The organism is Halomonas sp. BC04, assembly GCF_000568385.1.
In genome coordinates this window covers 1-9,394 of record NZ_AZQX01000218.1, presented here as the reverse complement: position 1 = coordinate 9,394, position 9,394 = coordinate 1, and the positions used below count along the sequence as shown (strand labels likewise).

Genomic DNA, 9,394 nt, shown 5'->3' with positions numbered 1-9,394 from the left:
CCACCGCGAACCTGCCGCTGCTGCCGCTGCCCTGGCGCTGCACGGGTCTATGCGGTGGTGGCCGAGCTGCCCGATGGCAGCCGCTGGCCGGGCGTGGCCAATATCGGCTGGCGGCCCACGATGGGCAGCCGTCGCCCGGTGCTGGAGGTGCACTTGTTCGACTTCGAGGGCGACCTCTACGGCCAACGGCTCGCGGCCTTCCCCTGCGCCAAGCTGCGCGGCGAGGTGAAGTTCGACGACTTCGCCGAGCTCAAGCGGCAGATCGGCGCCGACCAGGTGCGCGCCCGGGGTTATTTCGCCGCCCACCCCGGGGCCGCCGGCACCGGCCTGACAGACGACACACTTCCACTGGCATCGGCGCCCCTGGCGCGCGAGGCCGTGGCTTCCGAATTCTCGGCGGGACGCCCCGCCGACCACGACGACGGCTGACCCCCAGGATATGAGCGACTACAAGCACACACTGAATCTGCCCGAAACCGACTTCCCCATGCGCGGCATGCTGCCCAAGCGTGAGCCTGGTCAGGTGTCGCAGTGGCAGGACATGAAGCTCTACCAGCGCCTGCGTGAAGAGCGCCGCGGGCGCGAACAGTTCGTGCTGCACGATGGCCCTCCCTACGCCAACGGCAGCATCCATATCGGTCACGCCCTCAATAAAATCTTGAAAGATATTATCGTCAAGTCGAAGAACCTTGCGGGCTTCGATGCCCCCTATGTGCCCGGCTGGGACTGCCACGGCCTGCCCATCGAGCACAAGGTGGAGACCACCCACGGCAAGCATCTCGAGCCGGAGCAGGCCAGGGGGCTGTGCCGCGATTACGCCACTGCCCAGATCGAGACCCAGCTCGCCGACTTCGTGCGCCTGGGCGTGATCGGCGACTGGGACAACCCTTACCGTTCCATGGACTTCGCCAACGAGGCCGGTGAGATTCGTGCCCTGGCCGACATGGTCGAAGCCGGCTACGTGTTCAAGGGGCTCAAGCCGGTCAACTGGTGCTTCGACTGCGGCTCGGCCCTGGCCGAAGCCGAGGTGGAGTACCAGGACAAGAAGTCCGATGCCATCGATGTCGCCTTCCCGGCCGCCGACGAGGCCAAGCTGGCGGCCGCCTTCGGGCTGCCCGAGCTGTCCAAGCCCGCCGCCATCGTGATCTGGACCACGACGCCCTGGACCATTCCGGCCAACCAGGCGCTCAACGTCCACCCCGAGTTCACCTACGCCCTGGTGGACACCGGCGAGCGCCTGCTGCTGCTGGCCGAGGAACTGGTGGCGTCGTGCCTGGACCGCTATGAACTCCACGGTGAAGTGATCGCTACCACCAAGGGCGAGGCGCTCGATTTGATCGAGTTCCGCCACCCCTTCTATGATCGCCTGTCGCCGGTCTACCTGGCCGACTACGTCGAATCCGAGGTGGGTAGCACCGGCATCGTTCACTCGGCACCGGCCTACGGCGTGGACGACTTCGTCACCTGCCGCGCCCACGGCATGACCTTCGAGGAGATCAAGAGCCCGGTGCAGGGCAACGGCGTCTACGTCGACGACCTGCCCTATTTCGGTGGCCAGATGATCTGGAAGGCCAATCCGCAGATCGTCGAAAAACTGCGTGAGGTGGGCGCACTGCTGGCCCACAAGGTGATCACCCACAGCTACATGCACTGCTGGCGCCACAAGACGCCGGTGATCTACCGTGCCACTGCCCAGTGGTTCGTGGGCATGGACATCAAGGGCAGTCACGGCCGCACCCTGCGCGAGCGGGCGCTCGAGGGCATCGAGGCGACGCATTTCACCCCGGCCTGGGGCAAGGCGCGGCTGCACAGCATGATCGCCAACCGCCCCGACTGGTGCATCTCGCGCCAGCGTAACTGGGGCGTTCCGATCCCCTTCTTCCTGCACAAGGCCACCGGCGAGCTGCACCCCCGCACCCTCGAGCTGATGGAGGAGGCGGCCAAGCGAGTCGAGGTCGAGGGCATCGACGCCTGGTTCCGGCTCGATCCGGCCGAGCTGCTGGGCGATGAGGCGGCGGATTACGACAAGGTCACCGACACCCTGGACGTCTGGTTCGACTCCGGCACCACCCACCGCCACGTGCTGCGCGGCTCGCACCCCCATGGCCATGAAGGGGGCCCGCGTGCCGATCTTTATCTGGAGGGCTCCGATCAGCACCGTGGCTGGTTCCACTCGTCGCTGCTGACGGGTTCGGCCATTGATGGGCATCCGCCGTATCGTCAGCTGCTGACCCACGGCTTTACCGTGGATTCGCAGGGGCGCAAGCAGTCCAAGTCACTAGGCAATGTGGTCGCGCCTCAGGAGGTGATGGACAGGCTGGGCGCCGACATCCTGCGCCTTTGGGTCTCCTCTACCGACTACTCCGGCGAAATGGCGGTCTCCGAGAGATCCTCAAGCGTACTGCCGACGTCTACCGGCGTATCCGCAACACCGCGCGCTTCCTGCTCTCGAACCTCAGCGGCTTCGAGCCGAGCCGGGACCAGGTGGCCTTCGACGACATGCTGGCGCTGGACCAGTGGGTGGTGGATCGCGCCGCACAGCTCCAGGCGCGGATCGAGACGGCCTATGAGGAGTACCGCTTCCTCGACGTCTACCAGCAGGTGCATACCTTCTGCTCCCGCGAGCTCGGTGGCTTCTACCTGGACGTGATCAAGGACCGCCAGTACACCACCCAGGCCGACTCCCTGGCCCGGCGCAGCTGCCAGACCGCCCTCTACCAGGTGGTGGAGGCGCTCTCCCGCTGGGTGGCACCGATCCTCTCGTTCACCGCCGAGGAGATCTACGCCCATATTCCCGGCCAGCGGGGCGATAGCGTGCTGCTCGAGACCTACTATGAAGGACTCTCGACCCTCGCCGATGACGCCCCCCTGGGCCGCGACTTCTGGGAGCAGGTACTCGAGGTGAAGCAGGCGGTCAACAAGTGCCTGGAGGACGCCCGCAACGCCAAGACCATCAAGGGCAGCCTGGCCGCCGAGGTCACCCTCTACGTCAGCGACGAGCTGCAGGCGACCCTGGCCAAGCTGGGCGACGAGCTGCGCTTCGTGATGCTGACCAGTGAGGTGCGCCTGGCGCCGCTGGAAGAGGGAGAGGGCGCCGAGGCCACCGAGCTCGACGGCCTCAGGGTGGCGGTGTCGGCCAGCCCGCACCAGAAGTGCGAGCGCTGCTGGCATCATCGCGAGGACGTCGGATCCCACAGCGAGCATCCGGATCTCTGCGGCCGCTGTATCGGCAACCTGCCCCAGGGCGCCGGGGAAGTGCGTCACTATGCCTGATGTTGCTGGTGGGGAGCCGATGCAGCGGCCGCTGCGCTGGCTGTGGCTGGCGGCGGCCTGGATCGTGCTGGACCTGGGCACCAAGGCGCTGGCCTCCAGCTTGCTGACCTACGGCCAGCCGGTGGAGGTACTGCCGTTCTTCAACCTGACGCTGCTGCACAACACCGGCGCGGCCTTCAGTTTCCTGGCCGACAGCCCCGGCTGGCAGCGCTGGTTCTTCGCCGTCGTCGCCGTGGGTGCCAGTATCGGCCTGACCTACTGGATGACGCGGCTCAAGCGCGACGAGACCCTGCTGGCGATCTCGCTGGCGCTGATCATCGGCGGGGCACTGGGTAACCTCTATGATCGCCTGGTGCATGGCTACGTCGTGGACTTCCTGTCGTTTCATGTCGCCGGCTGGTACTACCCTGCCTTCAACGTGGCCGACATCGGCATCACCCTGGGGGCCATCGGCCTGATCTGGGAATCCATTTTCGAGGGGCGCAAGCAGGCGCGCCGTCGCGGCTGACAGCGTCCATGCCGCGACACGACAGAGACAGCAGAGAGCAATCATGAGTGAATACCGCATCGACGAGGGGATGGAAGTCACCCTGCACTTCACCCTCAAGCTGGAAGATGGCACCGTGGTGGACTCCACCCGCGACAAGGAGCCCGCCACTTTCCAGATGGGCGACGGCAACCTGCCGCCGGGCTTCGAGTATCCGCTGAAGGGGTTGACCGACGGCGAGTGCGGCAACTTCGAGATCACTCCCGAGCACGCCTTCGGCCAGCACAACCCGCAGAACGTTCAGTTGCTCAGCCGCGACGACTTCGAGGATATCGAGCCCGAGGTCGGCACCGTGATGTCCTTCGCTGACGCGGCCGGGGGCGAGCTGCCCGGCGTGATCACCAGCGTCGAGGGCAAGCAGGTGGAGGTGGACTTCAATCACCCGCTGGCAGGGCGTACCCTGACCTTCGAGGTGGAGGTGATAGCGTGAGGCCAGCAAAGACACACTGAGCGGATATCTGGATGCTCTTCCGTCAGAAGGGCGTCGGGGGCAGGCCGAAAAAAGAAGTCTTTTGCCTGTCGCCGAGATAGCCCTGGACTGAAATACCATTATCAGATGCCCTGACGCATCAAGCGACGTAACCATGCAAGCTAACTCCATGCGAATCAGGCTGGCCAACCCCCGCGGCTTCTGCGCCGGCGTCGACCGCGCCATCGATATCGTCAATCGCGCGCTGGATGTCTTCGGTCCGCCGATCTACGTGCGTCACGAGGTGGTGCACAATCGCTTCGTGGTCGACACCCTGCGCGAGCGCGGTGCCATCTTCGTCGAGGAGCTCCATGAAGTGCCCGATGACGTCATCGTCATCTTCTCGGCCCATGGCGTTTCCCGCGCCGTGCAGGAGGATGCCGAACGCCGCGGCCTCAAGGTGTTCGACGCCACCTGTCCGCTGGTCACCAAGGTGCACATGGAGGTGTTGCGCTACGCCAGGCACGGCCAGGAGTGCATCCTGATCGGGCATGCCGGCCACCCCGAGGTGGAAGGCACCATGGGGCGCTACGACACCCGCCATGGCGGTGACATCTACCTGGTGGAGGATGAGGCCGACGTGGAGACGCTCCAGGTCAAGGACCCGTCGCGGCTCTCCTTCGTCACCCAGACGACCCTCTCCATGGATGACACCGCCCGGGTGATCGACGCCCTGCGGGCCAAGTTCCCCGAGATCGAAGGGCCGCGCAAGGATGACATCTGCTACGCCACCCAGAACCGCCAGGATGCCGTTCGCGAGCTGGCGGCCGGCAGCGACCTGCTGCTGGTGGTGGGCAGCCCCAACAGCTCCAACTCCAATCGCCTGCGCGAGCTGGCCGAGCGCAGCGGCACGCCGGCCTACCTGATCGACGATGCCGCCCAGATCGATCCCGACTGGCTGAAGGGTGTCGCCACCATCGGCATCACCGCCGGGGCCAGCGCGCCGGAGGTGCTGGTCAAGGGGGTGATCGAACGGCTGCAGGGCCTGGGCGCCCAGGCACCGGAGGAGCTGGCCGGCCGGGAAGAGACCATCACCTTCTCCATGCCCCGTGAGCTGCGGGAGCGCGTGATCATCAGCGACTAGCCATGCTGGGCAGGAGGGTAGGAGAAAACTGATGCGGGTATTATCAGAAAACCAGTCATTGGTATAGGCAGGGAAGCCGGGCAAAGGTCCGGCTTTTTTGATGCCGCACTAGCGGCAGAGGATGGCATGATACATACTGAAACAAAACGTACCGCCACCATGGAGACGCGCCGCTTGATCAAGCAAGCCATCCCGGGCCGCTCCCGGGCCACGCCAGCCATCATCCGGCATACCGCCGGCTTCACGCTCATCGAACTGATGATAGCGGTAGCCGTGATCGGCATTTTGGCGGCGATTGCGATACCGAGCTATCAGGGATATGTGGAGCGTGCACGGGTCAGCGATGGGCAGGCCAAGCTGATGGAACTTGCCGGGCAGCTGGAGCGCTGTTTTACAAACAATTATACATATGAGGGCTGCGTCAGCCTGCCGGCGGACTCGGATGACGGCTACTATGAAATCACTGGCCCACCGTCACCCACCTCCTTTACCTTGACCGCCACTCATAGCGGCAATCAGGTGAAGGCGGATTGTAAGACTTTGACCATTGATCAGACCGGGAAGACGACACCCGAGTCAGGGTGCTGGTGAAACGATGCGTCAACATGGATTCACTTTAATTGAGCTACTGGTGACGATTGCCGTGATGGCGATCATGGCCACCATAGCCGTGCCGGGGTTTCAGAGCATGATCGCCAGTAATCGCCTGGCCAGTGACTATAACGAGATTCTGTCTGGCTTGAACTATGCGAGAAGCGAAGCCATCAAGCGACGTGAGGACGTTACTTTTAAAGCTGAGAGTACAGCTCCATGGAGTTATGAGGTCACAGCGAGCAACATGCTTCGTTCTCGCACTGGCAGTAGTGGCAGTGTCGAAGTTTCTGGAGACTTGGAGATATCGTTCAATAGCAAGGGGCGTGTTGAGTCGCCTGCGTGTACTGGAGGTTGTTCCATAATGATTGGTCATACGTCTGCTGGCGACAGGACCATCAATATCAGCAGTTTTGGTAGGGTGGGGAGAGGGTGATGCAAAGCCATGTGGTGCGTACCAGAAGCGGCGCTCGTGGCTTTACGCTAATCGAGGCCCTGATCGCACTTTTGGTTTTATCAATCGGCCTGTTAGGCGTGGCCGCCATGCAGATCAAGGCTCTGCAGAGTGCCCATGTCGGGTATCAACGTGCTGCAGCATCCTTGGCTGCGAAGGATGCTGTCGAGTTGCTCTGGTCTAGGTTCAATGCCGATGAAATGGAGTGTCCTGATCTAGGCGATGAAGAAGCAGCCTGGGAGGCTCGCTGGCAGCACTTCATTCCAGGCTTGGAAACAAGTGTTACGCCCAGTGGTGATGAGTGTGTGTTCGACGTTGTCTTGAAATGGAGTGATGGGCGCCTGGGTGATAGTGGGGATGCGGATTTTACCTACACAACCCGTCTGCCTGGGAGTCGACCTGAGCCATGAAACAGACGATGCGTCACTCCAAAGGTTTCTCTCTTGTTGAGCTCATGGTGGCACTGCTGATTGGCCTCATTATTATTCTGGGTGCTGGTCAGTTGTTTTTTACAGGTTTTCAGAATTTCAAAAAAATTGAAGAGTTGAGTGATAAGCAGGCGGCGATGACTTTTTCTGCAGATGTTTTGGTGAGGGATATTAGAAGGGCGGATTTGGTAAAATCCGAATCCTGCAGTGCTGTAGCTGCACAATTGTCTCTGAGCGTTGATGATGAATGCCGCTATTATGAGTTACATGATAGTGATGGTGTTATTTCGCTGCGACTGAATATTGACGGAGATGGTTGGCAGCCTGTGGTTGATGGATTTGAAAATACAAGCCAATTCCAAAGTTATGAGGATGGTTTCTTCACTATAACTTTTAGGCTTAAAGGCGAACTTGAAGATATTGTTTTTAACGCAATGAATCGTACAATAGCTGTTGGTGGTGGCTCCATTGCTGACGACGGCAACGGCAACGGCAACGGCAACGGCAACGACGGCAACGACGGCAACGACGGCAACGACGGCAACGACGGCAATGGTGATAATCCTGGTGGTGGGCCTCCGTCATGTACTGGGCCGCCCTGGTCAAGACCTCCAGGGTGCTGATTAATAGAGGTGTTTTCAATGGAAAATCAAAAAGGCGCAGCGCTGGTCGTCGTTCTATCTATGCTGACCATGTCGCTGATGCTGGGCCTATCGGGTATGCAGTCCTCGCTTATTGATGAGCGCCTGGCGGGGAATTACAAGGCGGCTTCTGAGGCGCAGATGGGGGCAGAAAGGGCTGCTTCCGCAGGGTGGGGGGAGGAGCCTGAACCTGGCGATTTTAAGCCTGTGTCGTATTCTGTTGATGCAATTAGGGTGATCGGCTGGAAAGAATTTCAGGATGATAGTAATTTTGATGGAGAGGAGATAAGGGGTAATGCTTGCTCGGGAAGTGTCGAGTGTTACTATCGATATGTTGATATTGATGGTGAGCATTATATTGTTGCTATGGGTGTTATTGATGATGGAGGGGTGGCGGAAAGCGAACCTTTGGTTGTTTGGCTTAACCCTATGAGTGAGGGTTATAATGGGCCTAATTTTGAAGACTTTGACCCTTTGACAATTTTAGGGAGTGTCTCAGGGTATAGCCATACTAATAGCAGGCCATTTACGATTTCAAGAAGGACTAATCCCGGTGAGGAAACCTACAATGAGGGATATTCTATTTCTGTGCAGAATCCAGATGATTTGAGCAATGTTACATTTTTTCATACGAACGAGGGGAATCATGCGGGTGTGGATGGCGAGTTGACAAGGTCAGTGTCTTATAATAACGAAGATTTGTACGACATCTCTGGGCTTTCGAGCTTCGCAAAATCATCATCTTTAGATAATGTTAAGTACTTTGATGGGGGGTGTGCTCTTAGAGAAGATGCTGATGAGGAGGAAGGGGGGATGCCTTCTTGCTATGGTCCGGGTGAATCCCCTGGTGGGCTCTTGGTTGTGGATGGCGACTTTTCTTGGAATGGAAGCAACTATTTTGAAGGTTTGATACTTGTTAGAGGCGAGAGCATCACTTACAACGGCGGTGGTGGCGGGAGCTTGGTGGGTGCTATGGTTCACTTGCCTAAGTCATCCTCTGGCGAGCAGAATGCTGATGATTTCTCTCTGGGTGATTCAAATATTACAATGAATGGCGGTGGTGCATCTGCTTTTGTTCATGACAGGGAGGTTTTGAGTGAACTTCAGAATAGCTTGTTTGGAACAGGTGGAAGCGATAATGAATCCTCGTCAGGTGGTGGATCAATAAGCTATCAAATTGGTAGCTGGGAATAAAGTACGAGTGTAAGCGATGTTGAGGGGGGCTCACCCCCCCATCCCCTGCTCACGATAATGCCCGGGCACTTGGACTCGCTCGCCGCTGGGCAGCTGCCGGAAGTAGGTGGGCACATAGACCCTCTTGATCACGCTTCTGCGCTGCTCGCTCATGGCAAATCCTTTTTGTCATCTCTTTCCACCAACATAAGCCTTTTATGGTGGAGTAATCAATCACTCTCCCTTCGGGGCACCCAGCTTTGGTGCCCAGGGTTGGCCGGCCCTGTCAGGGCGCGGGGGCGAAGCGCTGGCGCAGCCGGTCGAGGTCGGCCTCGGTCCAGTCTTCCGGTTCGATCAGTTTTGCCCAGGCGTCCAGGTAGTGCCTGGCCGAGAAGGAGTGGCCATAGCCGGGCGGGGCGTTGCCGATGGTCAGGTCGGCCAACAGCTGCAGCATGGTCACCACCGGATACCAGCGCAGCTCCGGCGAGACGTCCGGTGCCCGGGGCTCCTGCATCCACTCCGGTTCCCGGAAGAACGACCAGGCTCGAAGAAGGTGATCGGGTCACTGCCGTACTGCAGGAAGGCAATCCGAAAATCCCCCCACTCGCCATAAGGCATTTCCAGCCCCTGATACTGGTTCATGAAGCGCACCACCGAGCCGTTGCGAAAGGTCGGCAGCCAGGCCGGCGAGCCGAGCTCGCGGCTGCGGGTCACCGCTTGCCAGGTTTCGCTGC

The 9,394-nt window shown here is 60.1% G+C and carries 11 protein-coding genes and 2 pseudogenes; 10 read left to right on the top strand and 3 right to left on the bottom strand.

What is annotated here, in order from left to right; translation table 11 throughout:
* The 10 genes and pseudogenes from Q427_RS15155 to Q427_RS30260 all read left to right on the top strand — a co-directional run.
* The coding region (locus Q427_RS15155) for a riboflavin kinase (protein WP_331280645.1) at nt 1-429 on the top strand (429 nt) is incomplete at its 5' end.
* A gap of 10 nt (nt 430-439) precedes the next feature.
* Nucleotides 440-3,273: pseudogene (gene ileS / locus Q427_RS15150) on the top strand (isoleucine--tRNA ligase).
* Entirely contained in the window at nt 3,266-3,781 is a 516-nt protein-coding gene (gene lspA / locus Q427_RS15145; protein WP_043515395.1) for a signal peptidase II, read from the top strand. The pseudogene ileS and the gene lspA overlap by 8 nt, the downstream one beginning before the upstream one ends.
* Nucleotides 3,782-3,824: 43 nt before the next feature.
* Nucleotides 3,825-4,270: pseudogene (gene fkpB, locus Q427_RS15140) on the top strand (FKBP-type peptidyl-prolyl cis-trans isomerase).
* Between the two features lie 134 nt (nt 4,271-4,404).
* Nucleotides 4,405-5,373, top strand: coding sequence for a 4-hydroxy-3-methylbut-2-enyl diphosphate reductase (gene ispH, locus Q427_RS15135; RefSeq protein ID WP_043515391.1), 969 nt, complete (start codon nt 4,405-4,407; stop codon nt 5,371-5,373).
* Nucleotides 5,374-5,499: 126 nt separating this feature from the next.
* On the top strand, nt 5,500-5,964 hold the full coding sequence (locus Q427_RS35425; RefSeq protein WP_269321253.1) for a type IV pilin protein: 465 nt from the start codon (nt 5,500-5,502) through the stop codon (nt 5,962-5,964).
* Between the two features lie 4 nt (nt 5,965-5,968).
* Nucleotides 5,969-6,400: a GspH/FimT family pseudopilin gene (locus Q427_RS28985; protein WP_051496414.1), complete on the top strand. Its 432-nt coding sequence runs from the start codon at nt 5,969-5,971 to the stop codon at nt 6,398-6,400.
* The gene (gene pilV, locus Q427_RS30265) at nt 6,400-6,828 is read left to right on the top strand and encodes a type IV pilus modification protein PilV (RefSeq protein WP_081786026.1); all 429 of its coding nucleotides are present in this window, start codon (nt 6,400-6,402) and stop codon (nt 6,826-6,828) included. Before Q427_RS28985 ends, pilV begins: the two co-directional genes overlap by 1 nt.
* Entirely contained in the window at nt 6,825-7,469 is a 645-nt protein-coding gene (locus Q427_RS32380; RefSeq protein ID WP_081786025.1) for a PilW family protein, read from the top strand. The genes pilV and Q427_RS32380 overlap by 4 nt, the downstream gene beginning before the upstream one ends.
* 18 nt (nt 7,470-7,487) lie before the next feature.
* Nucleotides 7,488-8,681 carry a pilus assembly PilX family protein gene (locus Q427_RS30260; protein WP_081786024.1) on the top strand — a complete coding sequence of 398 codons (1,194 nt, stop codon included), beginning with the start codon at nt 7,488-7,490 and terminating at the stop codon, nt 8,679-8,681.
* A 30-nt stretch (nt 8,682-8,711) separates the two neighbouring features.
* Here Q427_RS30260 and Q427_RS35420 read toward each other — a convergent pair whose 3' ends face one another.
* The 3 genes from Q427_RS35420 to Q427_RS35410 form a co-directional block, all read right to left on the bottom strand.
* Nucleotides 8,712-8,834 carry a hypothetical protein gene (locus Q427_RS35420; protein ID WP_269321252.1) on the bottom strand — a complete coding sequence of 41 codons (123 nt, stop codon included), beginning with the start codon at nt 8,832-8,834 and terminating at the stop codon, nt 8,712-8,714.
* Between the two features lie 112 nt (nt 8,835-8,946).
* Nucleotides 8,947-9,174, bottom strand: a complete 228-nt coding sequence (locus Q427_RS35415) for an alpha/beta-hydrolase family protein (RefSeq protein WP_043515388.1) — start codon at nt 9,172-9,174, stop codon at nt 8,947-8,949.
* On the bottom strand, nt 9,117-9,374 hold the full coding sequence (locus Q427_RS35410) for an alpha/beta-hydrolase family protein (protein ID WP_269321254.1): 258 nt from the start codon (nt 9,372-9,374) through the stop codon (nt 9,117-9,119). Before Q427_RS35410 ends, Q427_RS35415 begins: the two co-directional genes overlap by 58 nt.
* Nucleotides 9,375-9,394 lie beyond the last annotated feature (20 nt).